The sequence below is a fragment of the Streptomyces sp. NPDC005374 genome (assembly GCF_042872225.1).
Classification (GTDB): Bacteria; Actinomycetota; Actinomycetes; order Streptomycetales; family Streptomycetaceae; genus Streptomyces.
Genome location: NZ_JBIAKA010000023.1, coordinates 101,854 through 128,840, shown reverse-complemented (window position 1 = coordinate 128,840; position 26,987 = coordinate 101,854). Strand labels below are relative to the sequence as shown.

General features: G+C 71.3%; 17 protein-coding genes and 1 other RNA gene. 11 read left to right on the top strand and 7 right to left on the bottom strand.

Translation table 11 applies throughout. The features are described 5' to 3' along the window. Nucleotides 1-81: 81 nt before the first annotated feature. The 5 genes from ACFYRX_RS41535 to ACFYRX_RS41515 all read right to left on the bottom strand — a co-directional run bounded on the left by ACFYRX_RS41535 (nt 82) and on the right by ACFYRX_RS41515 (nt 10,323). The gene (locus ACFYRX_RS41535; protein WP_389111910.1) at nt 82-2,346 is read right to left on the bottom strand and encodes a CDP-glycerol glycerophosphotransferase family protein; all 2,265 of its coding nucleotides are present in this window, start codon (nt 2,344-2,346) and stop codon (nt 82-84) included. Between the two features lie 159 nt (nt 2,347-2,505). Continuing rightward, nucleotides 2,506-3,414: a carbohydrate ABC transporter permease gene (locus ACFYRX_RS41530; protein WP_389111908.1), complete on the bottom strand. Its 909-nt coding sequence runs from the start codon at nt 3,412-3,414 to the stop codon at nt 2,506-2,508. Continuing rightward, nucleotides 3,411-4,754 carry a carbohydrate ABC transporter permease gene (locus tag ACFYRX_RS41525; RefSeq protein ID WP_389111906.1) on the bottom strand — a complete coding sequence of 448 codons (1,344 nt, stop codon included), beginning with the start codon at nt 4,752-4,754 and terminating at the stop codon, nt 3,411-3,413. The genes ACFYRX_RS41530 and ACFYRX_RS41525 overlap by 4 nt, the downstream gene beginning before the upstream one ends. Nucleotides 4,755-4,758: 4 nt before the next feature. Continuing rightward, nucleotides 4,759-6,129, bottom strand: coding sequence for an ABC transporter substrate-binding protein (locus ACFYRX_RS41520; RefSeq protein ID WP_389111904.1), 1,371 nt, complete (start codon nt 6,127-6,129; stop codon nt 4,759-4,761). A gap of 189 nt (nt 6,130-6,318) precedes the next feature. Beyond that, entirely contained in the window at nt 6,319-10,323 is a 4,005-nt protein-coding gene (locus ACFYRX_RS41515; RefSeq protein ID WP_389111960.1) for an FHA domain-containing protein, read from the bottom strand. Nucleotides 10,324-10,655: 332 nt separating this feature from the next. On the opposite strand from ACFYRX_RS41515, the gene ACFYRX_RS41510 reads away from it, so the two are divergent. From ACFYRX_RS41510 to ACFYRX_RS41495, 4 genes are all read left to right on the top strand, one after another. Continuing rightward, complete coding sequence (locus ACFYRX_RS41510; RefSeq protein WP_389111959.1) at nt 10,656-12,395, top strand: serine/threonine-protein kinase; 1,740 nt, start codon at nt 10,656-10,658, stop codon at nt 12,393-12,395. 149 nt (nt 12,396-12,544) lie between these two features. After that, nucleotides 12,545-13,813 carry a serine/threonine-protein kinase gene (locus ACFYRX_RS41505; protein ID WP_389111902.1) on the top strand — a complete coding sequence of 423 codons (1,269 nt, stop codon included), beginning with the start codon at nt 12,545-12,547 and terminating at the stop codon, nt 13,811-13,813. 172 nt (nt 13,814-13,985) lie between these two features. Further along, the gene (gene prfB / locus ACFYRX_RS41500) at nt 13,986-15,092 is read left to right on the top strand and encodes a peptide chain release factor 2 (RefSeq protein ID WP_389111900.1); all 1,107 of its coding nucleotides are present in this window, start codon (nt 13,986-13,988) and stop codon (nt 15,090-15,092) included. A gap of 291 nt (nt 15,093-15,383) precedes the next feature. Beyond that, complete coding sequence (locus ACFYRX_RS41495; RefSeq protein WP_389111898.1) at nt 15,384-16,034, top strand: LPXTG cell wall anchor domain-containing protein; 651 nt, start codon at nt 15,384-15,386, stop codon at nt 16,032-16,034. Between the two features lie 104 nt (nt 16,035-16,138). On the opposite strand, the gene ACFYRX_RS41490 is transcribed toward ACFYRX_RS41495, so the two are convergent. Then, nucleotides 16,139-16,330 (bottom strand): hypothetical protein, encoded by a 192-nt coding sequence (locus ACFYRX_RS41490; protein ID WP_389111896.1) that lies wholly within the window; start codon nt 16,328-16,330, stop codon nt 16,139-16,141. A 237-nt stretch (nt 16,331-16,567) separates the two neighbouring features. Between ACFYRX_RS41490 and ftsE the strand changes: the two genes are divergently transcribed. The 7 genes from ftsE (at nt 16,568) to ACFYRX_RS41455 (ending at nt 26,485) form a co-directional block, all read left to right on the top strand. Beyond that, on the top strand, nt 16,568-17,257 hold the full coding sequence (gene ftsE / locus ACFYRX_RS41485; protein WP_389111894.1) for a cell division ATP-binding protein FtsE: 690 nt from the start codon (nt 16,568-16,570) through the stop codon (nt 17,255-17,257). Between the two features lie 42 nt (nt 17,258-17,299). Continuing rightward, nucleotides 17,300-18,217, top strand: coding sequence for a permease-like cell division protein FtsX (gene ftsX / locus ACFYRX_RS41480; protein ID WP_389111893.1), 918 nt, complete (start codon nt 17,300-17,302; stop codon nt 18,215-18,217). 68 nt (nt 18,218-18,285) lie between these two features. Next, on the top strand, nt 18,286-19,467 hold the full coding sequence (locus ACFYRX_RS41475) for a S41 family peptidase (RefSeq protein ID WP_389111891.1): 1,182 nt from the start codon (nt 18,286-18,288) through the stop codon (nt 19,465-19,467). Between the two features lie 167 nt (nt 19,468-19,634). Further along, nucleotides 19,635-20,177: an SsrA-binding protein SmpB gene (gene smpB / locus ACFYRX_RS41470; protein WP_389111957.1), complete on the top strand. Its 543-nt coding sequence runs from the start codon at nt 19,635-19,637 to the stop codon at nt 20,175-20,177. Between the two features lie 97 nt (nt 20,178-20,274). Then, nucleotides 20,275-20,661, top strand: a transfer-messenger RNA (tmRNA) gene (gene ssrA, locus ACFYRX_RS41465). Nucleotides 20,662-20,952: 291 nt separating this feature from the next. Next, the gene (locus ACFYRX_RS41460) at nt 20,953-25,833 is read left to right on the top strand and encodes a ricin-type beta-trefoil lectin domain protein (protein ID WP_389111889.1); all 4,881 of its coding nucleotides are present in this window, start codon (nt 20,953-20,955) and stop codon (nt 25,831-25,833) included. A 25-nt stretch (nt 25,834-25,858) separates the two neighbouring features. Beyond that, nucleotides 25,859-26,485: a hypothetical protein gene (locus ACFYRX_RS41455; RefSeq protein ID WP_389111888.1), complete on the top strand. Its 627-nt coding sequence runs from the start codon at nt 25,859-25,861 to the stop codon at nt 26,483-26,485. A gap of 48 nt (nt 26,486-26,533) precedes the next feature. Here ACFYRX_RS41455 and ACFYRX_RS41450 read toward each other — a convergent pair whose 3' ends face one another. Then, nucleotides 26,534-26,941: a nitroreductase family deazaflavin-dependent oxidoreductase gene (locus ACFYRX_RS41450; protein WP_389111886.1), complete on the bottom strand. Its 408-nt coding sequence runs from the start codon at nt 26,939-26,941 to the stop codon at nt 26,534-26,536. Between the last annotated feature and the right edge of the window lie 46 nt (nt 26,942-26,987).

Sequence of the window (26,987 nt, the reverse complement as noted above, 5' to 3'; positions counted from 1 at the left end):
GGTGCGGGCGCCCTGCGGGGCGCCACGTCGTCGGCCGGGTCGGAGTGGGGCGGGACGGGCTGGACGGCATGCGGAAGTCCCCTAGAGGGTTTCGGTGACGGTCGTGTCCGCCGCCGGCCGCGGCACGCTGGTCAGCGGCGCACGGTCCGACGCGGCCACCGCCGACGGCACCGGGTGTCGCTCCGCCGGCGGGATGACCGGCGGCAACCCGGTCTCGCCCAGCACGACATGGCGTACGACCCGCTCGGCGGCGCGACCGTCGTCGTACGGGCAGAAGCGCTCGCGGAACGCGGAGCGCAACTGGGTGGAGCGGGAGCCGCGCCAGTGGCCGGTGGCGAAGATGTCGATCAGCTCGTCCTCGCTGCGCGCGACCGCCCCCGGCGCGAAGGACCGCAGGTCGAAGTAGGTCCCGCGAGCCGCCTCGTACGCCTCCCAGTCGTCGGCGTGGATCACGATCGGCCGGTCCAGGCCCGCGTAGTCGAACATCAGGGACGAGTAGTCGGTGACCAGCGCGTCCGAGGCGAGACACAGGGACTCGACGCTCGGGTGATCCGTGACGTCGATGACCCGGGCCGGCGCGGGGGAGGCGAGCGGGCCGCCGTGCCGTTGGTGGGCGCGGGCCAGCACCACGAAGCGGGGGCCGAGGCGGCGCAGCAGGCGGTCCAGGTCGAGCGGGGCGTGCTGGGTGCGGCGGTAGTCGCGGTACGTGGGCGCGTACAGGATCGCGACCGTGCCCTCGGGGATGCCGAGGGACTCGCGCACCCGCCGTACGTCCTCCGAAGTCGCCCTCTGGAACACGTCGTTGCGGGGCTGGCCGTAGGGGAGCGTGGTGTAGCCGCCGGGGTAGACCCGCTCCCAGGTCAGGGTGGTGTGGCGGTTGGGGGACAGGACGTGGTCCCACTTGTCGACGTCCGCGAGGAGCTGCGCGAAGCCCAGGTCCCGTGCCGCCGCCGGGCGTTCCCGCAGGTCCAGGCCCATGTGCTTGAGGGGCGTGCCGTGTTGGGTCTGGACGAGGATCTGGCCGGGGCGCTTGACCAGGCGGCTGTCGAACCCGGTGTTGTTCACCAGGTACTTGGAGCGGGCGAGCGCCGTCCAGTAGGCGGCTGTGCCGGGGCGGATCCGGCGGGTCGCCGTCGGGATCGTGTGGTGGTGCTCGGGACGGGCGATCCATGCGGTGCGGATGTGCGGGGCGAAGGCCCGGAACGCCTCCTCCAGCGCACCGGGGTTGCAGCCGTGCCCGCGGCCCCCGTACGCGGAGAAGGCGGCACGGTCCTGGCGCAGGGGGAGGCGGAGCTGGACGCGGTAGTGGAACCGGAGAGCCGCCGCGTGCAGGGACTTCGCGAGGTGGACGAATGGCCTGGTGGCTCGGTGGCTGAGCCTCTGGGCCAGTTCTGTGAGCCGGTGGGTGCGGTGCAGGGCCAGCCGGATCACCGTGTGGCGCGTCCGTGAACGCGCCGGGACCGGGTGGCCCGGGGTGCGATGGGCCCGGTAGTGGTCGCGGGCCCGCCGCAGGAACTCGGCGCGGTCGCCGCGGGGGAGGCCGTTCTGCCCGGTGAACACCGACCAGAGCCGGTCGACCATGCGGTGGAACAACACCGGCCGCCATGAGGCCAGTTCGGGGCGCGAGTCGACATACGCGAAGACCCTGTCGTACTGGTCGAAGACGTCGAAGTGGCCGTGGCCCACCGTGTCGTGGAGGTCGCCCCGGCGGTGCTGCCGGTGGTGGACGCAGACCCGGTCGAGCGTGGCGATCGTCTCCGCGGTCATCAGGACCGGGTAGGTCCAGGGCGTGTCCGCGTGCCGGCCGGGCGGGAAGCGGAAGTCCTCGCGTTCGACGAACTCCCTGCGGTACGCCTTGTTCCAGGCCGCCGTCGGTGCCCGCAGCAGCCCCGGGCGGTCCTCCAGGCGGAACGGGGCCGGTCCCTGCTCGGTGAGTTGGGCCGCCGGGGCGGCGTCGGCGATCTCCCCCGACCAGTGGGCGAGCGCGTGGCCGTGGACCAGGACGTCCGGCTCGCCCGTCTCCTTCAGACGGTCGGCGATCGCCCGCAGCGCGTGCGGGGCGAGGGTGTCGTCGCCGTTCAGCAGGACCAGGTAGTCGCCCGTCGCCTCGGCCATGCCCGCGTTCCGGGCGGCACCGAGCCCCTCGTTCCGCGTCAGGTGCACCGCCCGTACGCGCGGGTCGCGGGCCGCGAACTCGTCGGCGATCTCACCGCACGCGTCCGGGGAGCGGTCGTCGACCGCGATCAGCTCCAGATCCTCGTACGACTGTGACAGCACCGATTCCAGGCAGGCCGGCAGATACGCCTGAACCTTGTACGCGGGGACGATGACACTGAACCTGGGCACGGCACATCCATGGGTCGGCGCGGGCGGTCTGCCCGGGAACGCCCCATGAGAGCGCTTGGTTACGGTCCGTACGGCATTCGGGCGAACGGGAAGGGGCGGACCGGTATCGGCCCGCCCCTTCAATCGGCTGCTCCACCTTCAAATCGGCTGCTCCACCGGCTACTTGACCGCGCCCGCCATCACGCCGGACACGAACTGCCGCTGGAACGCGAAGAACACGATCAGCGGGATCACCATGGAGATGAACGCGCCTGGGGCCAGCACGTCGACGTTGTCGGCGAAGGCGCGCATCTGGGTCTGCAGGGCGACCGTGATCGGCTGGCTGTCGGTGTTCGTGAACACCAGGGCGATCAGCATGTCGTTCCACACCCACAGGAACTGGAAGATGCCCAGGCTCGCGATCGCGGGCCCGCCGAGCGGCATCACCACCCGTGCGAACAGGCGCAGTTCACCCGCGCCGTCGAGCCGCGCCGCCTCCAGGAGCTCCCGGGGGATCTCCGCGAAGAAGTTCCGCAGCAGGAACACCGCGAACGGCAGACCGAAGCCCGTGTGGAAGAGGATCACCCCGAAGATGTTGCCGAACAGGCCGATCTTGCCGAAGAGTTCGGCGATCGGGATCAGCGCCACCTGTACCGGCACCACCAGCAGACCGACCACGGCCATGAACCACCAGTCGCGGCCCGGGAACTCCATCCACGCGAACGCGTAGCCCGCGAGCGAGCCGATGACGATCACCAGGACCGTGGCCGGGACCGTGATCAGCACGGTGTTGACGATGGAGCCGGTGATGTCGCTGTTCTGGAGCAGCTTGTCGTAGCTGTCGAAGGTGAGCTGGGAGGGCTTGGTGAAGACCTGCCACCAGCCGCTCGCCGACAGGTCGCCCGGGGTGCGCAGCGATGAGATCAGCAGCCCGATCGTCGGCACCAGCCAGAACAGGGCGACGATGACGAGGAACACGCTGATCAGGCCGCCGCTGACCCGCTCCACGAGCCGTGAGCCGAGCGACTGCCTCGCCTTCACCCCGTCGGCCGGTGCCGCGTCGGGAAGCCTCTGAGCCTCGGTGGTCATCGCCGTACCTCCCGCCTGAGCCGACGAATGTTGAACCACATCACCGGGATCACCAGAAGCAGCAGGAACACCGAGATGGCGCTCGCGATGCCCGGCTGGTCCTCGGCGAAGCCCTTGCGGTACAGCTCCAGCGCGAGGACGTTCGCGTCGTCCTGCGAGGAGCCCGGGGGGATGATGAAGACCAGGTCGAAGATCTTCAGGACGTTGATCATCAGGGTCACGGTGACGACCGCGAGGACGGGCGCGAGGAGAGGGACCGTGACCCTGCGGAAGACCTGCCACTCGGTGGCGCCGTCGACCCGGGCCGCCTCCAGGAGTTCGCGGGGGATGCCCGCGAGCCCGGCCGCGATCAGCACCATCGCGAAACCGGCCCACATCCAGACGTACGACCCGATGATCGCCGGCGTCACCAGCGACGGGCCGAGCCAGTCGATCCCGTTGTAGGCCTCCTTGAAGTTGCTCGCCGGCAACCGCAGTCGGGCCCCGTCGGCCTTCTCCGAGAACGAGAACGTGCCGTCGTCGCCGGCCTTGACCGTCTCGACGACCTTGCCGTCCTTGACCGCCTCGATCTTCATGCCGGGATAGCCCAGCTCCGTCGGGTCGACCCCGCCGAGCGTGCCGACACCCTTGCCGCGCGTGAAGTCCTGCCAGGTGGTGCCGGTGATCCTGCCCGGGTCCGCCTGGGGCGCCACGGCCTTCTTCGCGTCGCCGGGCATCTGGTCCGGGGCGACACCCACCAGGGGGAGCGTGACCGTGGCGCCGGTGCGGACCGCTGCCTTGGTGAGGAAGCCGCCCTTCTCCGCGACCAGCGGCGAGTCCCGGCCCGGGTGGGCCTTCGGGAACGCCGAGGACTGCGCGAACGTGTCGTGCACGCCCACCCACACCGCGTTCGCGAACCCCTTGTCCGGGTCCTGGTCGTAGACGAGCCGGAAGATGATGCCCGCCGCGAGCATCGAGATCGCCATCGGCATGAAGACGACCAGCTTGAACGCCGTTCCCCAGCGCACCCGTTCGGTCAGCACCGCGAAGATCAGACCGAGCGCGGTGGCGATCGTCGGCGCGAACACCACCCAGATGATGTTGTTCTTCAGGGCCGTACGGATGCTGTCGTCGGTGAACAGCGCCTTGTAGTTGTCGATTCCGGCGAAGCCGTCGCCGGACTGGTCGTAGAAGCTGCGGACGACCGAGTACCCGATCGGGTAGACCACGAGCGCGCCCAGCAGCACGAAGGCGGGCAGCAGGAACAGCACTGCCACGGTCCTGCGGGTGCCGGTCACGCTCTTGCGCGACTTGGGGGAGGCAGGGGTCGGTGGGACCCCTGCCTCGGTGGCCGAGGTCATCGCGTCAGTTCCCGTAGGCGGCCGCCGCGTCGGCCTCCAGCTTGGCCTGCGTGCCCGCGATGTTCTTCGGGTTGGTCAGGAAGTCCTGCAGTGCCTTCCACTCGCCCTTGCCGGGCGTGCCGCCGAACGCCTGCGGGGCCTGGTCGGACATGTCGAAGCGGAAGTCGTCGCCCGAGTCGATCAGCGCCTTGGCGATCTTCTGCTGCACCGGGTTCGGATACGACGAGATGTCCACGCTCTTGTTCGGCGAGAGATAGCCGCCCAGCTTGGCCTGGATCGTCGCCGCGTCCGGGGAGGCCAGGAAGGTCGCCAGGGCCTGTGCCGCCTTGGAGTCCTTCAGGATCACGGCTGCGTCGCCGCCGGAGACCACGGGAGCGGTGTCGCCGACCTTCGGGAACGGGAACACCTTCGCGTCGGTGCCGACCTTCGCCTTGGCGGTCTGGATGTTGACCTGTGCGAAGTCGCCCTCGTAGACCATCGCCGCCTTGGGCTGGTCGCCGCCGGTGAACGTCTGCGTCACCGAGGCCGGGAAGTCCGTCTGGAGCGCACCGGTCGCCACGTAGTCCTTCTTGCCCCAGACCTGGGCCAGCGTGGTCAGCGCGTTCTTCACGGACGGGTCCGTCCACTTGATCTCGTGCTTGGCCAGCTGGTCGTACTTGTCCGGGCCCGCCTGGGAGAGGTAGATGTTCTCGAACCAGTCCGTGAGGGTCCAGCCCTCGGCGCCACCGACGGAGAACGGGGTCACACCCGAGTCGTAGACCGTCTGGGCGGTGGTGAGCAGCTCGTCCCACGTCTTCGGCTCGGCGGCGCCCGCGTTCTCGAAGACCTTGGCGTTGTACCAGATCAGGGACTTGTTGGCGGCCTTGTAGTAGACGCCGTACTGCTCGTCGTTGACCTTGCCGATGTCCTGCCAGCCCTGCGAGTAGTTCTTCGCGAGCTCGGCCTTGGCCTCCGTGCCGAGCGGCTTCGCCCACTTCTTGTCCACGGCCTGCTTGATCGCGCCCGGCTGAGGGAGCATCGCGATGTCCGGCGGCTGGCCGCCCGCGACCTTCGAGCCGAGGAAGTTGATGATCGGGTCCTGCGCGGGCACGAACGAGACCTTCGCGCCGGTGCGCTTCTCGAACTCCGCGAGGACCTTCTTGAAGTTGGCCTGCTCCTCGCCGCTCCAGACGGCGGCGACTTCCAGATTCTCGCCGTTCAGCTTGGGGAGTGTGACGGTGGTGCCGGTCTCCTTGGCGCCTGTCGCGCCCGAGTCGCCGTCCTTGTCGTCGCTGCCACCGCATGCGGTGAGTGAGAGGGCGAGGGCCGCCGCGAGGGCGGCGGCCGCGGTTTTCGCTGCCCTGGGCTTTCGGTTTGTGCTGCTCGTGCTGCGCATCACGTCCCCGTTCCTCGTTCCTCGTCGAACGTTGAGGGTGTCCCGTGCGAACTGGTCTACGCCCGGAGAACGGGGTCGGCAAGTGCGCGTCCGCTGTCAAGCAGGAGATCGTTGCTGCCTCGTGACCAGTGCGGGGGCGTCGGGGCACGCGACTGAAGAGGTACTGCCGGGTTCGGCTGCGACAGGCCGTTAGAGCAGTGACGGCACCTCTGTCGCTGCGACTTCCCTCGCTGCGCGTTCCAATGCGCTGGCGAGCAGAGCAAGATCCGTCGGGCCGTTGCCCAGCTCCCGGACCGGGCGGCGGGCCGGGGGGTCGCCCATGCGTTCCCACTCCAGGGGGACGACCGTGGGGCGGAGCGTCGCCGTACGGGGGATACGGCCCGTGACCCGGCCCGCCTGGAAGGCGGTGCTGCGGCCGTCGGACCAGGTCAGACGGCCGCGGCCGGGGGACGGTTCGTCCGGGCCCGTGACCGGGACCTCCAGGGTGACGCGGAGCGTGGCCCGGCGGGCCGGTTCCGAATCCGCCGTACGGCCGTCCGGGGTCGTCGCGGCCACCAGGTGGACGCCCAGACGCTCACCCTCGCGGGCCACCGCCTCCAGCGCGCGTATGACCGATCCGGCGGCCGGCCTTCCGGGGGAGCCGAGGGGCGGCGAGACCAGGGCGTCCAGGTCGTCCACGATCACCACCAGACGGGGGAGCGGGGGTGCCGCCTCCGTCTGGCGGCGGGCCGCCGCGGGGCGCAGCCGGATCGTGGAGCTGGGCGGGGAGTCGAGGTCGCCGGTGGCCGGGTCGCCGGAGGCGCGCGTGGTGCCGGCCGCGCCCCGGGGGGCCGCCGAGCGCTGGGCGACCAGACGGCCCGACAGCTCCCGGCCGGTGTGCCACTCCGCGAAGTCGGAGCGGCCGAGCAGCTCCGCGCGCCGCTTCAGCTCGGCGCTCAGGGCCTGGGCGAACTCCCGCATGCGGACCGGGTCGTTGGCGGTGAGGTGGGTGGTCACGTGCGGCACGTCCGTGCACACGCGCAGGCCCTCGCCGTGGCCACCGGCCGTGCTCACGCTGTCCCGGCCGTCCATCAGCACGACACTGAGGCGGTCCGGGCGCTCGGCCGCAGCCAGCGAGGCGACGACAGCTCGCAGCAGTTCCGTACGGCCGCTGCCCGCCGGGCCCTCGATCAGCAGATGCGGGCCCTCGGCCACGAGGTCGGCGCAGACCGGGCCGCGTGGGCCGGCCCCGAGCACCGCCCAGGCACGTCCGCCCAGCGACTCCGGGTCGTCGGCGGCGTCCGCCCAGCGCGTCATCAACGACGGCGGGGTGGCCCTGGCCAGCCCCAGCTCGTCCAGCAGCCGCGCCGAGCGGGGCAACGGTGAGGACACGCGCGTGTGCCGCCCACCGGCGGTTCCGTCGGTGCGCAGCGGTGCCAGCGCCCGCGCGAACCGCTCGGCCCAGGCCGCGGAGACGGCGTCCACGGCGGCGACCGTGCCGTGACCGACGGGGGTGGGGACGGGGTGGCCGGCCTCGGTGACGGTGCGGGAGGAGTCCGCGCGGGTCTCGGAAGCGCGGTTCCCGGGGGCGTGGGTCCCCGGGGCGTGGGCGGAGGCGGCGGTGGCCGTCGCGGGACGGGCCGGGTCGGTGCCGGTCGGGCGGGACACGGTACGGGTGGTTTCGGAGCCGGGGTGACGGGGGCGGGAGCGGGGGCGCGATGCCTCCGTGTCCGATTCGCCGCCGTATGCCCCGGCGTCCTCGCTCGCACCTGTCGGCGTCGGCCCGCTGGCACCCGCGTCGGCGCGTGCCGGAACTCCGACCCGCGCCACCCGCATCAGCCGCAGTGCCGTCGCCACGTCCCCGCTGAGCAGCCCGACCGCGCCGCACTCACGGAACGTCGGGGCCGCCGTGCACGCCGCCTCGTACGTGTCCGTCACCGGGGACGCCGGGGAGGCAGGGGCCGTCTCGGCCAGACACACAACGTGGATACCGGCTCGGGGACCCTCCGCCGCCAGCCGTGCCACCGCTTTGCGCAGGTCCGCGCCGCCGGGGTCGCCGTCCACGACGACCACGGTGTACGGCCCCGGGAAACCGCCCGAACCCTCGTCCTCGGCGTCGTCCCGGGCCCAGGAGGGGCGTCGGACGCTCTTCGGCCGGTCCTGGGAGGTGGCCGAACGGGCTGCCGGGATCGGACTGCGGGCCGGTGAGGTCTCCGCATCGGTCAGGTGGTCGTCCAGGCGCCGGAGGAGTTCGTCGGTGCGGGCCGCGGCCTGTTCACGGTCATGGGCCAGGAGGAGACGGCAGTCCTGGCCGTGGCCCGGACGGACATGCGGGAGCCAGCCCAGCCAGGACCACTCGGCGATGCGCTCCTGCGCGGGGCGGGAGCGGTCCGCGCTGATCAGGACGATCTCCAGGGTCTCGGGCGCGTGCAGGACGGCCAGCTGGGCCACCACCGCGCGGGCCAGCCCCGCCAGCCGCGCGCGGGGACCGGCGAGACCCAGCGCCCCGGCCTCGCGCAGATCCGCGGTGACCGGAACGGCCGGCAACAGCCCCGCCCCGTCGGGCGCCGCGCGGTCGGCGGTGCCGAGCCGCACGGTGAGCGCCTCGGGATGCCCCGGCCCGCGCTCCCACAGGCGGGCGCCCGGACCCAGCGCTGTCAGCAGCAGCGCCGCGGGGTCCGGCCAGACCTCGGGCATCTGGGCGGCGGTGGCCGACGGCGCCGCGGCGACGGGCGCCGGCTTCTCGTCGTACGCCTCGCGCCCGGCCTCCTCCTGCTCCCCCCGCCCGCCGGTCAGCCGCCGCGCCCACGCGGACAGGCCGCCGCGCCGCCGCGCACCCTGCGGTACGTCGGTCCCGCGCAGGGGCGTGCCTTTGCGACCGCCGGTTCCGGGGGAGTCGGGGGCTCCGGCGTCGGAGGGCACGTCTTCGTGGCCCACCGGCGGCGACGCGGACGAGGGCGTCGCGGGTGTGCCGGATACGTCGAGGGAGCCCACCCCGAAACCGCCGCCGTGCGTGTCCCCGCCAGAACCTGTGGTGCGTCCGCCGCCGGTGTCACCGGTGGCCGCCCCCGTCGCATCCCGCCCGGTTTCGGCCACGTCCCGGTGACCGGCACCGGCACCCCGGTTCTCGATCCGAGGTGCCCCGCCCTGCCCCGGCACGACGACCGGCGGCTCGATGGGGCCGTGTCCCTGCGCTCCCGCGATCCCGGGCCCCCCGCCGGAGGCGCCCCAGCCGGCCGAGCCGTACGTGTGGTGGGTCCGGTCGGTGGGGGGCAGAGGCGGGACGGAGCTGCCGTCACGGCCGCCACTCGCGCTCGGCGAGCCGGATGCCGGGGTCGCCCCGGCAACCGGGACCGAGCCGGAGCCCGCGGCCCGTCCCGCAGCCGTCCTGCCTGCTACGGTCCCGGTCCTTCCCGCACCGCCCGACACCCGGCGCCCCCGGCCGCCGCCTGGCGCGTGGGCGGCCTCGCCGCTGTCTCCTGTGCCGCCCGGCGCCCCGGGCTCCTCGCCGTTCTGCGCGGACGCGGTCTCACCGGGAGCCACGCGCACGTGCCCCTCGCCGTCGGGCTCCGTCTCCAGCCGTGGGCCGCCGCTCGGCGCCAGCCGGAGCACCGACTCGCCGATCCTCAGAAGTGCCCCCGGAGGGAACCGCACCGGGCGGGTGCCCACGCGGGTGCCGTCCAGGACCGTGCCGTTCGTCGAGGTGAGGTCGGCGACCGAGACGCGGCCGTCGGCGGCGACCGTGACCGCGCAGTGCAGGCGGGAGACGTCGGGGTCGTCCAGCGGGACGTCGGCGTCGGCGGAGCGGCCGATGTGGATCTGGCCGCCGTGCAGCAGGTGGACGCCGCCGGCGTCGGGGCCGGCGACCACGTGGAGCTGGGTCGGGGCGTCGTCGAGCTCGGGATGCGGTTCGGGGGCCGCCGGGGCGCCCAGGGACAGCACGGCGCCGTCGACCAGTGGGGGCTCGCCCAGAGTGGCGCGCTGGGTGTCGAGCCGCTCGCCGTCCGCGTACAGCACGACCGGGCCTCCGCCGCGCTCGGTCTCGCCCGCGCGGGAGGTGCCCCCGTCCCCCGGGACCGCGGAGGCGAGTGCCGCCGCCACCGCGGCCAGCGCCGTGCCGACGGGAGCCGTGACCAGCACGTCGCAGCTCGCGGCGCGGCCCCGGGCGCGGTCGGGCGGGCCCAGTGGGTCTACGACGGTCAGCCGGATCTGCATCGCCGTCAGCGGTCCCTTCTGCGCGGACGAGTTCGCGGACAAGCACGCGCCCAAGTTCGTCGGCCTTGACGGTAGGCATCCTCGCACCTGCCACTGACAACACGCCCGCCGCCCGAGGGCAAGTGATCTTGATTGGTCAGCTCTGCCCCTAAAAGTGCCTGACCAGTGCAGCGCCGATGATCACTTGAGATCGGTCACGTCAACGTCCGGCAACCGGAAGACCCGGACGGAGCGTCTTCCCTTCGAACGTGCCGGGGAACGTTTACGTAGTGCCTTGAGGAGCCGGCACTACAGTGGATCGGAACGACAGCAAGCAGCAGGGAGTGCATGACGTGCGGCCGGTAGGCAGCAAGTACTTCCTCGAGGAGCCGCTCGGACGCGGTGCCACGGGGACCGTCTGGCGTGCTCGCCAGCGGGAGACCGCGGGCGCCGAGGCCGCTGTGGCCGGGCAGCCCGGCGAGACCGTCGCGATCAAGGTCCTCAAGGAGGAACTCGCGAGCGACCCGGACATCGTGATGCGGTTCCTGCGCGAGCGCTCCGTCCTCCTGCGGCTGACCCACCCGAACATCGTGCGCGTGCGTGACCTGGTCGTCGAAGGCGACCTGCTCGCCCTGGTCATGGACCTCGTCGAGGGCCCCGACCTGCACCGCTACCTGCGTGAGAACGGCCCCTTCAGCCCCGTCGGCGCCGCCCTGCTCACCGCCCAGATCGCCGACGCGCTCGCCGCCAGCCACGCGGACGGCGTGGTCCACCGCGACCTCAAGCCCGCCAACGTGCTGCTGCGGCAGTACGGCGGCCAGATGCACCCCCTCCTGACCGACTTCGGCATCGCGCGTCTCGCGGACTCCCCGGGCCTGACCCGGACCCAGGAATTCGTCGGCACGCCCGCGTACGTCGCTCCCGAGTCCGCCGAGGGCCGCCCGCAGACCTCCGCGGTGGACATCTACGGCGCCGGCATCCTGCTGTACGAGCTGGTGACGGGCCGTCCGCCGTTCGCCGGCGGCTCCGCCCTGGAGGTGCTCCACCAGCACCTGAGCGCCGAGCCGCGCCGCCCCTCCACGGTCCCCGACCCGCTGTGGACGGTCATCGAGCGCTGCCTGAGCAAGAACCCCGACCGGCGTCCCAGCGCAGAGAACCTCGCGCGCGGGCTGCGCGTCGTCGCCGAGGGCGTCAGCGTGCACGCGAACTCCGCGCAGATCGCCGCGGCGGAGAACGTCGGCGCGCTGCTGCTGCCCGACCCGGCCCCGGCAGCCGTTCCGGACGCGCCCGGCGCCGCCGACCCCACGCAGGTGCTCCCGCACGGCGCGGGCGCCGCGGCTGCCTTCGACCCGAACGCCGCGACCAGCTTCCTCCCGCACACCGGCCCCGGGAACGCGGGCGCCGCCGACCCCACCGCCGTACTACCGACGAACCGCGGCGCGGCCGACCCGACCGCCGTCATGCCGCCGGTACCGCCCGGACAGCCGGGGCAGTACGGGCAGCAGGGTCAGTACGGACAGCAAGGGCAGCAGCCCGGTGGGCCCGAGGAGCCGCATCCCTGGCAGAACCAGCTGCGCGCGGCCCGGGACCGCAACGAACAGACACAGGTCCAGTACCTCGACCCCAGTGAGGACCCGCTGCGCCGCCGCCCCCAGCGGCAGGCCCCCAGGCCGCAGCAGCGGCCCCAACAACAGCAGCCTCAGCAGCAACGACCGCAGCAGCGGCCCCAGCAGGGCGGCGGTTACGGCCGTCAGCCGCAGCAACAGCCCCAGCAGCACGCCCCGCGGCCGCAACAGCAGCCGCAGCGGTACGCGCCCCCGGCGCCCCCGCCGCAGGCCGAGCGCCCCGCGCGTGAGCCCAGGCAGCCGCGGCAGCGCAGCGCCAACCCGATGAAGATCCCGGGCCTGGGCTGTCTCAAGGGCTGCCTGTTCACGATCGTCATCCTGTTCGTGGCGAGCTGGCTGATCTGGGAGCTGAGCCCGCTCCAGGACTGGATCGGCACCGGCAAGAGCTACTGGCAGCAGCTCGGCGACATGATCGACACGGTGAGCGGATGGATCAGTGATCTGGGCGGTAACTCCTCAGGTCAGTAACGACTCTGGGGATTTGTCGACACCCAGCGGGTGATTTCCGTCTCCGCGGTGAGTATCACCTCTCCGAGCGCGTAGTTTTGTCGGCCGGGGGTCTGGGGGTTGTCCCCCAGATGGCGCAGCGGCGACAACACGCGTCTGTAGGAGCAGTCTTGGCACGGAAGATCGGCAGCCGGTACACCGCCAACCAGATCCTGGGGCGGGGCAGCGCCGGCACGGTGTGGCTCGGCGAGGGACCCGAGGGGCCCGTCGCCGTCAAGCTGCTGCGCGAGGACCTCGCCTCCGACGAGGAGCTCGTGGGCCGCTTCGTGCAGGAGCGCACCGCGCTGCTCGGCCTGGAGCATCCGCACGTGGTCTCCGTACGCGATCTCGTGGTCGACGGCAACGACCTCGCGCTCGTCATGGACCTGGTCCGCGGAACCGACCTGCGTACCCGGCTCGACCGTGAGAAGCGGCTCGCGCCCGAGGCGGCGGCGGCGATCGTCGCCGATGTCGCGGACGGGCTGGCCGCCGCGCACGCGGCCGGGGTCGTGCACCGGGACGTGAAGCCGGAGAACGTCCTGCTGGACATGCAGGGACCGCTGGGCCCCGGGGGCTCGCACCCGGCGCTGCTGACCGACTTCGGCGTCGCGAAGCTCATCGACTCGCCGCGCAGAACACGGGCCACGAAGATCATCGGCACGCCGGACTATCTGGCGCCGGAGATCGTGGAGGGCCTGCCGCCGCGGGCGTCCGTGGACATCTACGCCCTCGCGACCGTCCTGTACGAACTGCTGGCCGGATTCACGCCGTTCGGGGGCGGCCATCCGGGAGCGGTGCTGCGACGGCATGTGACGGAGACGGTGGTTCCGCTTCCGGGGATCCCCGACGAGCTGTGGCAGCTGATGGTGCAGTGCCTGGCGAAGGCGCCGGCCTCCCGGCTGCGGGCGTCCGAGCTGGCGGCGAGGCTGCGGGAGCTGCTGCCGCTCCTGGCCGGGATGCCGCCGTTGGACGTGGACGAACCGGACGGGGAGCTGGAGGACGAGCAGGACGGGCAGGACACCTCACCGGGTGCGGGCCAGGGCCCGGCCGAGGGGGCGGTGTCCTCCGGGCGACCGGCGCGGCGCGGAGCGGTGCCGTTGGTGCCGGGGGCGAAGCCGGCCGACTCCAACCGGGACACGCACACCTCGATGCGGGTGCCGGGGCCCGACGAGCTGGCCGGGGGTGCGCGGGGTACCGCGCGGGTACCGCGGCCCGCCGGGGCGCCCCGGCCGGGATCCGCCCGGCATCGCGCGACCACACGGCGGCGGAGGCTGGTGGTGGGGGTGGCGGCGATTGTGCTGGTGGCCGCGGCGGGGGTCGGGGTGTGGGCGGCCACGTCGGGGGACGATGCGGGGGCCTCGCCTCAGGACACGAAGAACTCGGCGCCGGTTTCGCCGTGAGGCGGGGTGGGTGGGGGTGGGCGCCGGGGTTTTCGCCCCCGCCGCCCCTACCCGTCCCATCCTTCGGGGGCTCCGCCCCGGACCCCCGCTCCTCAAACGCCGGAGGGGCTGTAGTGCACCGGCCACCCGGCTCGGCGAAACGTCGGTTGCCACAGCCGTTAGGCTGGAGGGCGTGGCAGTCGTCGATGTATCCGAAGAGCTCAAGTCCCTCTCCTCGACCATGGAGTCGATCGAGGCCGTTCTGGACCTCGACAAGCTGAGGGCAGACATCGCCGTGCTCGAGGAGCAGGCGGCCGCGCCGTCCCTGTGGGACAACCCGGACGAGGCGCAGAAGATCACCAGCAAGCTGTCCCACCTCCAGGCCGAGGTCAGGAAGGCGGACGCGCTGCGCGGCCGGATCGACGACCTCTCCGTGCTGTTCGAGATGGCCGAGGAGGAGGACGACCCGGACACCCTCGCGGAGGCGGAGACGGAGCTCACCTCGGTGAAGAAGGCGCTGGACGAGTTGGAGGTCCGCACCCTCCTCTCCGGCGAGTACGACTCCCGCGAGGCGCTGGTCAACATCCGCGCCGAGGCCGGTGGCGTCGACGCCGCCGACTTCGCGGAGAAGCTCCAGCGGATGTACCTGCGATGGGCGGAGCAGAAGGGCTACAAGACCGAGGTCTACGAGACGTCGTACGCCGAGGAGGCCGGCATCAAGTCGACCACCTTCGCCGTGCAGATCCCGTACGCCTACGGCACCCTCTCCGTGGAGCAGGGCACGCACCGGCTCGTGCGGATCTCCCCGTTCGACAACCAGGGGCGTCGGCAGACCTCCTTCGCGGGCGTCGAGATCCTCCCAGTGGTCGAGAAGACCGACCACATCGAGATCGACGAGTCCGAGCTGCGGGTGGACGTGTACCGGTCCTCCGGTCCCGGCGGCCAGGGCGTGAACACCACCGACTCCGCGGTGCGCCTCACCCACCTCCCCACCGGCATCGTCGTCTCCTGTCAGAACGAGCGGTCGCAGATCCAGAACAAGGCGTCCGCGATGAACGTCCTGCAGGCCAAGCTGCTCGACCGGCGCCGGCAGGAGGAGCAGGCCAAGATGGACGCCCTCAAGGGCGACGGCGGCAACTCCTGGGGCAACCAGATGCGTTCGTACGTCCTGCACCCGTACCAGATGGTCAAGGACCTGCGCACCGAGTTCGAGGTCGGCAACCCCGAGGCTGTTTTCAACGGCGAGATCGACGGCTTCCTGGAGGCCGGGATTCGCTGGCGCAAGCAGCAGGAGAAGTAACTTTGTCGACTTGACAATGCCTCGCAACTGCCGCCCCTCGGGCGGCAGTTTGCTTTATGTCTGGGTTTTACATCACACTCACAGACCGCTTTCCCCGGCAAAGACCTCTTACCCGGACATCGCGCGCGCAACGGCCTTGACGATGCTTTGAAAAATGGGAAAGGTAAAGCGCGGCATGCGTATCTCTGGGGCGCATGTGAACCGGGGGACCTGAGTAGAGCTACCTTCCCCCGTCGATCACGGCCCCGAGCGCCGCCTCATTGACGATGAGCTACTGGGGGTAGCAACCACATGACGAAGAAGACGCGCATCCGGATCGCGCGCATAGCCGCCGGCGCCATCATCGCGGCCGGCGCCTCGCTGACCGCCGCCGGCGCCGCATCCGCGCTGGAGATCGGCGTGAGCGTGGACGACAGCGGTGTCGGCGTGAACGTCGACACCGGCCTCGGCGACGACCCGACCGACCCCGGCCCGGGCGACGGCATCCCGACCATACCCAACGAGCCGACCGACCCGGGCACGCCGACCGACCCCGGCACCCCGACCGACCCGGAGATCCCGACCGACCCGGTCACGCCGCCGGTGACGCCGCCGGTCACCGACGACCCGACCGAGCCCACCGAGAACCCCACCGAGCCCACGGACGACCCCACCGACGACCCGACCGATGGTGCGGGCACCGGTAACGGCAACTCCGGCGGCGGCAACAACGCCGACCCCGACGGTGGCTCCAACACCTCCGCCCAGGAGGAGGGCTCCTCGGCCCTCACCGACACCGGCACGGACACCGCGGCCCAGACCACGGGTGGCGCGCAGCTCGCCGAGACCGGTGCCGCGCAGACCACCTTCCTGGTCATCGGTGCCGCGACGATGATCGCCGGTGGCATCGGCTTCCGCATCCTGCCGCGTCTCGCGAGCGGCCGCGGCGGCGCTGTCGCCTGAAGGTGACTCCCGGTAGCCGCGCATCAGCCTGATGTGCGCATGCTGTACGGCGAAGGGCCCGGAGCGAGTTCGCTCCGGGCCCTTCGTGTGTCCTTGAACCGCCGTCAGGCGGTCTGGTGCGCCAGCAGTGCCACCGCCGCGATCAGTACGGCGAGCAAGGCGATCAGGGCCGTCGGGTTCAGTCCGGCGAAGAGGTTCTCCTGCTGCAGCCGCTCGCGGTTCGCACGGCACACATGGCACCGGCCCTCACTCACGGGCGAAGCGCAGTTTGCGCACACCAGGCGGTCGTACGTCATGCGCGTCACCCTTCTTGCCGGCTGTTTCCGTACAGGAGAACGCTCCCGGGTCGCAGAACGTTCCCTTCTCCACTGTGCCAGGTTCCTCCGGGCGCCGCCTGTGCGCTTCCAGAGCGTGGGATCCCAGGTGGGCACAAAACCGCCCATCCGATGCGCAACCCGAACCGGCGCCTGCGCCGCCGCACCCGGTTCGCGTATGGTCACGCTCATCTACCCCCGGCCTACCGTGGTGCATCCGTGATCCGATTCGACAACGTATCCAAGGTCTACCCCAAGCAGACCCGCCCCGCACTCAGGGATGTCTCCCTGGAAGTGGAGAAGGGCGAGTTCGTGTTCCTCGTGGGGTCCTCCGGCTCCGGAAAGTCCACCTTCCTGCGGCTGGTGCTCCGCGAGGAGCGGACCAGCCAGGGGCAGGTGCACGTTCTGGGCAAGGACCTCGCGCGCCTGTCCAACTGGAAGGTGCCGCAGATGCGCCGCCAGCTGGGGACGGTCTTCCAGGACTTCCGGCTGCTGCCGAACAAGACCGTCGCCGAGAACGTCGCCTTCGCGCAGGAGGTCATCGGCAAGTCGCGCGGCGAGATCCGCAAGTCCGTGCCGCAGGTGCTCGACCTCGTCGGGCTGGGCGGCAAGGAGGAGCGGATGCCCGGCGAGCTGTCCGGCGGTGAGCAGCAGCGCGTGGCCATCGCGCGGGCCTTCGTGAACCGGCCCAAGCTGCTGATCGCCGACGAGCCCACCGGCAACCTCGACCCGCAGACCTCCGTCGGCATCATGAAGCTGCTCGACCGGATCAACCGGACGGGCACGACCGTGCTGATGGCGACGCACGACCAGAACATCGTGGACCAGATGCGCAAGCGCGTCATCGAGCTGGAGCAGGGCCGCCTCGTCCGTGACCAGGCACGCGGTGTCTACGGCTACCAGCACTGACCGCCGTTCGTCGAGTCCACGGAAAGGCCTGAAGAAGACGCCATGCGCGCCCAGTTCGTACTCTCCGAGATCGGTGTCGGTCTCCGTCGCAACCTGACGATGACGTTCGCCGTCATCGTCTCCGTCGCCCTGTCGCTCGCCCTGTTCGGCGGGTCGCTCCTGATGAGCGACCAGGTCGGCGCCATGAAGGGCTACTGGTACGACAAGGTCAACGTCTCGATCTTCCTCTGCAACAAGAGCGACGCCGAGTCGGACCCCAACTGCGCCAAGGGCGCGGTCACCGAGGACCAGGAGAAGGACATCCTCTCCGACCTCAAGAAGATGGCGGTCGTCGAGACGGTCGTCCACGAGTCCCAGGACGAGGCGTACAAGCACTACAAGGAGCAGTTCGGCGACTCCCCGCTGGCCGCCTCCCTCACGCCGGACCAGATGCAGGAGTCGTACCGGATCAAGCTGAAGGACCCGGAGAAGTACCAGGTCATCGCGACCGCCTTCAACGGACGTGACGGTGTGCAGTCCGTGCAGGACCAGAAGGGCATCCTGGACAACCTCTTCGAGCTGCTGAACCTGATGAACCGGGCGGCGCTCGGTGTCATGGCGCTCATGCTGATCGTCGCCCTGCTGCTGATCGTCAACACGGTGCGTGTCTCGGCGTTCAGCCGTCGGCGGGAGACCGGGATCATGCGGCTCGTCGGCGCGTCCGGGTTCTACATCCAGGCGCCGTTCATCATGGAGGCCGCCGTCGCCGGCGCGATCGGCGGTGGGCTCGCCTGTGTCTTCCTGGTCGTCGGCCGGTACTTCACCATCGACCACGGCATGGCCCTGTCCACCAAGCTCAACCTGATCAACTTCCTGGGCTGGGACTCCGTACTGACGAAGCTGCCGCTCATCCTGGCGGCGAGCGTGCTGATGCCCGCGTTGGCCGCGTTCTTCGCGCTGCGCAAGTACCTGAAGGTGTGACACATGCCAAGAGGGCCGTACGGTCAACCGGCCGTGCGGCCCTCTTGCGTTGTCCTAGACTCACCGGCATGTCAGGCCGAGACCTGTTCTGTCAGCCCCGCCGCATCCGCCGCGGGGCGGCCCTGACATTGGTGTTCGCGAGTGTCCTGGTCGCCGGCGCGGCGACCGGCTCCTTCCCCGAGGCCGACCGCGGCGACCGGAAATCCTCGTCGGACGCGTCGCGTGCGGCCGCCGCTCCTGCCGCGGACGATCGTCACGCGGACGTGGCCGAGGCGGCCCAGGAGGCCATGGCCGACGGCAAGTCCCCCATGGAGGCCGCCGAGCGTGCCGTCAGCCGCAGCGGGGACCGCTGGGGAGCCGTCTACTCCCGTGGCGAGTACGAGGAGTTCGAGGAGGCCCTCGACGGTGAGTACACCGGCGTCGGCCTGTGGGCGCGGCGTGAGCGGGACGGCCGTATCGAAGTGACCAAGGTGAGCTCGCGGTCGCCCGCGGCCGCCGCCGGGATCCGCAAGGGCGACCGGCTGCGCAGCGTCGACGGGGAGAAGGTCGACGGCCAGCCCGTCACCGACGTCGTCTCCTTATTGCGCGGCGACGCCACGGACGCGGCCGCCGGTACGGCGGTCCGGCTCGGCCTGCAACGCGGCACGCACGCGTGGACGCAGACCGTGCGGCGCGCTCGGCTGTCCACGGACTCGGTCACTGTCCGGGAGCTGGCCGGCGGGATCACCGTCATCAAGATCGGCTCGTTCACCAAGGGGGTCGGGGACCAGGTCCGCGACGCCGTGCGGGAGGCTCCGGCCGGTGGCGGGATCGTCCTCGACCTGCGCGGGAACTCCGGCGGTCTGGTCACCGAGGCCGTCACCACCGCGTCCGCCTTCCTCGACGGAGGGCTGGTCGCGACATACGACGTCGAAGGGGAGCAGCAGGCCCTGCACGCCGTGGCCGGCGGGGACACCGACAGGCCGTTGGTGGCGCTGGTGGACGGCGGGACGATGAGTGCGGCGGAGTTGTTGACCGGGGCGCTGCAGGATCGTGGGCGGGCCGTGGTCGTCGGGTCGCGGACCTTTGGCAAGGGGTCGGTGCAGATGCCCAGCCGGCTGCCGGACGGGGCGGTGGCCGAGCTGACCGTGGGGCACTACCGGACTCCGTCGGGGCGGGGGGTCGACGGGCGGGGCATCACCCCTGACCTCGAGGCCGATGAGGGAGCTCTTGGGCAGGCCGAGACGGTGCTCGGCGGACTGGGCGACTAGAGGTCGTGCCTCGGCTGCGGGCCGGTGGGGGCTGGTCGTGCCCCGCGGCGGAGCCGCTGATGTCAGAGCGCCGCGCCCCTGAAGGGGCGCTCCTCCATCGCCCGTCTATAAGTACTGGCCTCCACACCCCCTCCTGGTGCGAAAATGGTCGCACTATGAGCAAGGGAATGTACGTACCGAAGGAGTCCCAGCCGAAGCAGGGTGGCGGGGGCGGTAAGGCCCAGGACGGGGAGAAGGGCGGCAAGCGGAAGCTGGTCGCCCAGAACAAGAAGGCCCGGCACGACTACGCGATCGTCGACACCTACGAGGCCGGGCTCGTGCTCACCGGTACCGAGGTCAAGTCGCTGCGTGAGGGGCGGACCTCGCTGACCGACGGCTTCGTCCAGATCGACCGGGGCGAGGCGTGGCTGCACAACGCCCACATCCCGGAGTATCACCAGGGCAGTTGGACCAACCACTCCGCCCGTCGCAAGCGCAAGCTGCTGCTGCACCGGGAGGAGATCGACAAGCTGGAGTCGAAGATCCAGGAGACGGGCCACACGATCGTGCCGCTCGCCCTGTACTTCCTCAACGGCCGGGCCAAGGCCGAGATCGCCCTCGCGCGCGGCAAGAAGGAGTACGACAAGCGGCAGACGCTGAGGGAACAGCAGGACCGGCGGGAGTCGGACCGGGCGATCGCGGCGGCGAAGCGGAAGCAGCGCGGCCAGTAGGCGGGGCCGCCGGGAATACGGTGGCATCGGCGGGCGCTGGTCACGTACGATGGTGTCAACACCGGCCAGTGGTCGATGTTGCTTGATAAATCAACATGGGGATGATCGGTTTCGACAGCGGCTGTTGAAGCAGGTGAAGCGTGTCGAGGAAGCGGCAATGATCTCGTTAACCATATGTCGCAACCAATAATCGCCAATTCCAAGAGCGATTCCCGCGTCTTCGCCCTCGCTGCCTAACAAGCAGTGAGCGAAGGCCCTAACGGGTGTCAGCCCGGGAGTGTTCCCGACCCGGACCCTGGCATAATCTAGGGGACTAAACCATCGAGCCCGGTCACGGGGTTCGATGGGAAATCAAACAGTGACTGAGCCCGTCGGCGACTTGTTCGCGTGATCGCCGGGGCCGAGAAAATCACAGCGAACTGCACACGGAGAAGCCCTGATTCTGCACCGTTGGACGCGGGTTCGATTCCCGCCATCTCCACTCGCCTCTTCCGATCTTCCAGAGGCAACCCCATGTGGGCAAAGGCCCCGTCGCTTCGAGCGACGGGGCCTTCGTCATGTCCTGGCCGGGCTGCACCGGGACCGTCCGGGACGCTGTCCCGGGCACCGTCCCGGGCTTCACATGTTTCTCACATGTAACCCAGAAAACTCTTGTCCTGCACCCGACACGTATGTCTAAGGTGAGCGCCGCGCCCGACGGAGCCGACCACTCCGTCACAGAGCGCTTGCACCGGCGACCGGGGGAACACCGTCGCCACGGGGAGGACAGACCATCATGCCGAGATATCGGCTCTTCACGCATGCCCGGGCGCGCTCCGGGCTCCTGACGCCGCTGCTGACATCCGCGGTCGCCGTGGCCCTGATCGGCTCGGTTGCCGTACAGCCCGACCTGATCAGCCGTTACGCGGCCGACGACATGGCTTCCGTGGCCGACGCCGGCGACAGCTACGACGGCTTCGACGCCAAGGCCGCCGAACAGCTCCGGCAGGACCAGTGCCTGCTGGGCGAGACGCTGCGGATGGGCGGCGCCGCCATGTTCGGCGTCGCACAGGACGGGCTCAACCAGACGCCGGACAAGCTGCACACGGCGGCGAACCGGGAGTACTGGAACACCACTCCGCTGTCGACGGCGTTCCAGCAGGACAGGGACGCCGCAGACACGGAGGGCTCCGCGCTCTACGACCACATCCGGGACTTCCAGATCTCCGGACTGCCCCAGCCAGGCGGCTTCAAGTCGAAGGCCGACTTCGAGTGGCCGCCTGGGACAAGCGGTGACGACCGCCCGAACTTCTTCCAGCAGACCGGCATCGCCAAGTGGATCTGGGAGCAGTTCTGGAAGGACGAGGGCGACTTCTACCGAGACCTGACCCCGAAGGCCGACGAAACCACGGTCAAGGCGGTCAAGGACCTGGGTGACCCGCTGTACGGCGGCGACCCCGACCCGAACGCGCCCGACTGGAACCAGGAGTACGAGGAACACCAGGCGTACGACCACCTGGTGAACTGGTCCATGGAGCCGACGGCCGCGGACAACGCCCGGCTCTTCCTGTCGTACGGCGGCTTCCCGCGCACTGCGCCCGAGCCGGGCAGCGTCGAGTACCGCATCGCGGTCGAGGACCTGAAGACGCGGTTCGCCTCCTGCGCCTGGCGCACCCCGGTCGACCCGAACAAGGTGCTCGGCAAGGAGGTCGCCGCGGCCTCCGCCGAGTGGCAGCAGGAGATCGCCGCGCAGAGCGCCCCGCGCAACCAGATCCTGACCGCCAACAAGACCGCCACCAAGGCCCTCGCCGCCGGCTCCAAGGCGCTCGGTGAGCTGCTCGGCCTGTCCTGGCGCGCCGACCACCTGGTCCGCTGGCAGGACTACTGGTCGGCCGGCGGCCCCGGCTGGATCGGCACCAGCCCCTTCGTCGTGCACGCCCACGGGGCGACCGACAAGTGCCTGGACGTGGCGGGCGGCAAGAAGGACAACGGCACGCCCGTACAGATCTACACCTGCAACGGCAGTGTCGGGCAGAAGTGGCAGATCTCCGGCAGCACCCTGGTCAACCCCAACTCGGGCAAGTGCCTGACCGTCAAGGGCGGGGCGAGCGCCAACGGTACGGCCGTACAGATCTCCACCTGCGGCACCGGCGCCTCGCAGAAGTGGGAGTACGGCACGCACGGCACCTCGCGGCTGTACAACCCGGGCACCGGCAACTGCCTCGACCTCGCGGACTACACCAACAGCCGTGACGGCCGCATGTGGGACTGCACCGGCAAGGCCCCGCAGCAGTTCGACGTCGTCCCGTCCGGGCACCAGGGCGCCGACGACGACCTCGACTACCCGACGAAGGCGCAGTTCGACAAGGCGAAGAAGGGCGTCACGGACGCCCAGACCGAGGCGAAGAAGCAGCTCGACCTGCTCAAGGCCCAGGCCACGGCGGCGAAGACGGCAGGCACCACGTCGGACACCGCGCTGACCGCGGCGTACGGCATCGCCGACAAGGCGGGTGCCCCGCGGGGCCGGGGTCTGCTCGTCGGGCAGCAGAAGGCACAGGTCACCAAGGCCTCGGCCGCCGCGCTAGACGCCCTGGCCAAGGCCGGTGACACCGCCTACGCGGCCACCCGTGCCGCCGCCGGGGACAGCGCAACCGTCGCCGCGCGTGCCGTGACGCAGGCCGCGCAGTCGAAGGCAGCCTTCCGTACCGCGGCCGCGAGCGAGGCCCGGGCCCAGGCGAAGGCCGCCGCCGACGCGGCCGCCCTGCAGGCGCAGACCGCCAAGGCCGCCCGCGACCTCGCGAAGGCCAAGCTCGCCGAGACACAGAAGGCCGAGGCCGACGCGAAGGCCGCTGCCGCCGACGCGCACGCCAAGCGGCTCGCGGCGGAGGCCGAGGCGGCCACGGCGAAGGCGGAGAAGGAGACCGCCGCGGCCAAGCAGGCCGAGGCCGCCCAGCACAAGCAGAACGCGCAGGGTTACGCGCAGACCGCCCAGGAGGCCAAGGGCCGGGCGGAGAGCGCCGAGTCCACCGCCCGCGCCAAGCGGCAGGACGCCGAGGGCGCCCGGGACCGGGCCAAGGGCAAGCGGGACGACGCGTGGGACGCGGAGAGCAAGGCCAACGCGGCCCGAGCCAAGGCCGACGCCACGGACGCGTACGCCGAGGCCCACGATTCGGACGCCGACGCGAAGGACTCCCGGGCCGCCGCCGACCAGGCGGACAAGGCCGCTGGTGACGCGGAGTCGGCCGCGAGTTCGGCCCGTGCCGAGGCCGACGCGGCGACGCAGGCCGCCGCCGACGCGGACGCCGCCGCCACGCGCGCGGAGGCGGCTGCCACGCGGGCCCGCTCCGACGCGGACGCGGCCCAGGCCGCCAAGCTGAGGGCGGACGCCGCCGTCCGTACGGCGACCAGCGCAGCCGCCGACGCCATCAAGGCGTCCGAGGCGTCCGCCTCCGCCGCCCGTACGGCGGTCAAGCTGGCCGACGAGGCCGAGGCGCACGCCGCCGACGCCATGAAGCAGGCGGACGCGTCGAAGGCTGAGGCCGCCAAGGCGGTCGCGGGCGCGGCGGACGCGGCCGGGCACGCCTACACCACCGCCCAGGCGGCGGAGGACGCCGGCAACGCGGCCCAGCAGGTGGCGGCTCCGGCGAACGACGCGATCCAGCTGGGCGCGCCGTACGTCACCACCGACTCGGCGGCCGGTCTGGCCGTCCTGAGCGGCCAGTCGTCGAAGACGATCGCCGAGCAGCAGCAGGCGGTCGCCGAGGCGCACGCGGCCAACGCGCAGAAGAACGCGGCCCAGGCGGCGAGCCTCGCGGCGGCGGCGACGGGTGACGCCAAGGCGGCTTACACGCTGGCCGCGGAGGCCGCCGGGTTCGCGGCCGACGCCCGCAAGTCGGCCAAGGAAGCGCTCGGTTACGCCGCCGAGGCCGCCCAGTACGCGGCCGACGCGCAGGCCTCCCACGCCCGTGCCAAGGAGTACGACCGCCAGGCCACCGTGGACGCGGCCGCCGCCGACCAGGCAGCCGACAACGCCGAGACCTACGCGGCCGACGCCCGCTCCTCCGCCGACCAGGCGGCCCTGGACGCGGAGGCCGCCCGCACGGCCGCGGCCGCGGCCGAGCAGTCCGCCAAGGACGCCCGAGCGGCGGCCGACCGCGCCGACGCGGAGGCGACGGCGGCGGAACAGGCGGCCAAGGACGCGCAGAAGTACGCGGAATCCGCCCAGCAGGCCGCCGACCAGGCCGCGCGCAACGACGCCAACAGCCAGGTGCAGGCGGGCGCGGGGACCGGGATCGGCGGGGTGTTCTCCGTCATCGACGACATCAAGCAGCGCGGCGACCCGCAGCGCCTGCCGGACGACTGCTCGCGTCTGCCTTGCGACCTGGTGTACGAGGTGCACTTCGACGCGACCGTCAGCTACTACTTCTGCGACAACCCGAACGTCCCGGCCACCGAATCGGGTTGCCCGGCCGAGGACACGTTCTTCCTCACCACCAAACCGTTCAAGGACCTGAAGAAGAAAGTCACCATCTCCTCGTGGGAGGCGACCAAGGACCTCTGGAAGGGCCTCTTCGACTCGATCATCGGTGACTTCACCGGCTGCTACCACAAGGCGACCACCGCGGACGACGGAGGCAGCTACGGCGACTGCGCCTGGGCCGCCACCTGGCTGCCGCTCGGCGGGCCGATCGGGAAGGTCACCGAGGCGATCCGCGCGGTGGACGCCGCGATGCGCACCGGCGTCGGGGTCTCCGACGCCCTGAAGGCGCTGCGAGCCCTGGATGTGGACGCCCGCACGCTCAACGAGATCGAGCGCAGTGCCCGGGTGTACGAGGATCTGCGCACGGCCTGCCCGGTCAACAGCTTCCCCGGTGGGACCGAAGTGGTCCTCGCGGACGGCGGACGCAAGGCGATCCGTGACGTACGGGACGGCGACCTGCTCCTGGCCACCGACCCGGCCACCGGGCGCACCGCGGGAGAGCCCGTCACCCGCACGTTCTCGCACCCCACGCAGGACCTGCTGGACGTCACCCTGGTGGGCGGCGGGAGCCTGACCAGCACGCCCGGTCACCGCTTCCACGTCATTGACCGCGGCTGGACCCTCGCATCCGATCTGCGTGCCGGTGACCGTCTGCGCACCACCGACGGGACCCCGCGCACGGTGGCCCGAGTGACCGGCCGGGACGTGGCGGCACCCCGGACCGTGTACGACCTGACCGTGTCCGGCCTGCACACCTTCTACGCGGTGGCGGGCAGTACCCCGGTCCTCGTCCACAACTGCAACAACCTCGTGGCCGACGCGAACGAGTTCAGCGGGGTGGCGCACGTTCTCGACGAGCACACTGCGGGCGCCGGGACCGGGTTCGTCAACTCGACGGGCAGGGCGGCGGATCTGGCGGTCCAGAAGGGCGCGCCCAACGGAGTGTTCACGGACCTCGCAACGGCACAGGCGGTCATTGACGACGCGCTGAAGACCAAGGCGGGAGAGATCCAGAACTGGCTCCGGGGCAGTCAGCGGGAGAGGACGCTGACCGGTAAGTTCGGTGCGGGGTCGCTCGGTTACGTGGCCAAGACGGACCGCAGTGTCTCCGCTGCGGGGAATTCGTACAAGATCGTCCTCAAGAGGCTGAAGGGGCACAAGAACGGCTTCTATGTGCACACGGCATACCCGATCTAGCGTTCACCGAGGGAGGTGACGGACAGTGCGAAGCGTCGATGACTCCGACTTCGGCATGAGCTGGCTGATGAGTACGTTCCACGCGGACTGGACCCGGAACGGACCCACGGCCGCCGAGGCGGTCGAGTACCAGTTCTGGGACGAACTGGACCCGGAGAGCGTGTTCGCGGTGCGCCGGGACGCGGCCCTGCTGCTGTGCCTCCCCTCGGCGACGATCGAGGTGTTGTGGCTGGCCTGTACGGCGACCGGGCCGTCCTTCTTCAGCGAAGAACGGACCGGTGTCTCCTCGGGGACGGTGTGGATCGAGACGCTCGTCAACCTCTGCGACATCTGGCTGTCCGGTCACGCCGGGGCCGATGAGGTCGTTGCCGTCCCCGCCGAGTGGGACGGCGTGGAACTGACCGACACAGTTCTGGCCGAGATCGGAGCGGCGGACTTCCTGCCGGTCGAGGTCGTGTCGGCGCTGACCGAGTGCGTCCGCAGCTGCACACCGGACCTCGCGTTCCGCCTGCTGCTGCGGGCGGTGCAACAGATCGGCACCGAGTCCGGCGCGGCGCTCTCGCCGGAGCACTACGCGCGGCTGGCGGCTTTGGGTTCGGCTCTGCAGTACGGCGAGTTCGTGGTGTCGGAGGTGCAGCACCTGGTGGTGTGACGGACGGTGCCCCCTGGCGTCCCGCGTGGTGCCGGGGGCACTGTCTTCTCATGCGCGGATGCGGAACACCGGATGGTCCGCCGGATCCGGCAGGGCGTCCAGGACGCCCGTGACGGTCGGCATGGAGCCGTAGGCCTCGCGGTAGGCCGCGAGCAGCGGTGGGCGGTCCGCCTCCGGGACCTCCTGCACGGTGATCTTCTCGGTGCGGCCCCGGGTGGTCAGCCGGGCTTCGGGGGTCGCGCGCAGGTTGAGGGCCCAGTCGCTCAGGCCCCGGTAGGAGACGAGGTAGCGCACGCCCTCGTGCTCCAGGACGGCGACCGGGACCGTGCGTTCGCGGCCGGAGAGGCGGCCGCGCACCGAGAGGCGGGAGACCATGGAGCGGCCGAAGAGCGCGGCGAGGCGGTTGCCGACGTTGCGCTGCATCCATGGCGGCTTCAGATAGACGCGGGCGGTCACGTCGTCACCCCTCCGATGCGCCGCCGGACACTCTCGCGGTAGTGGC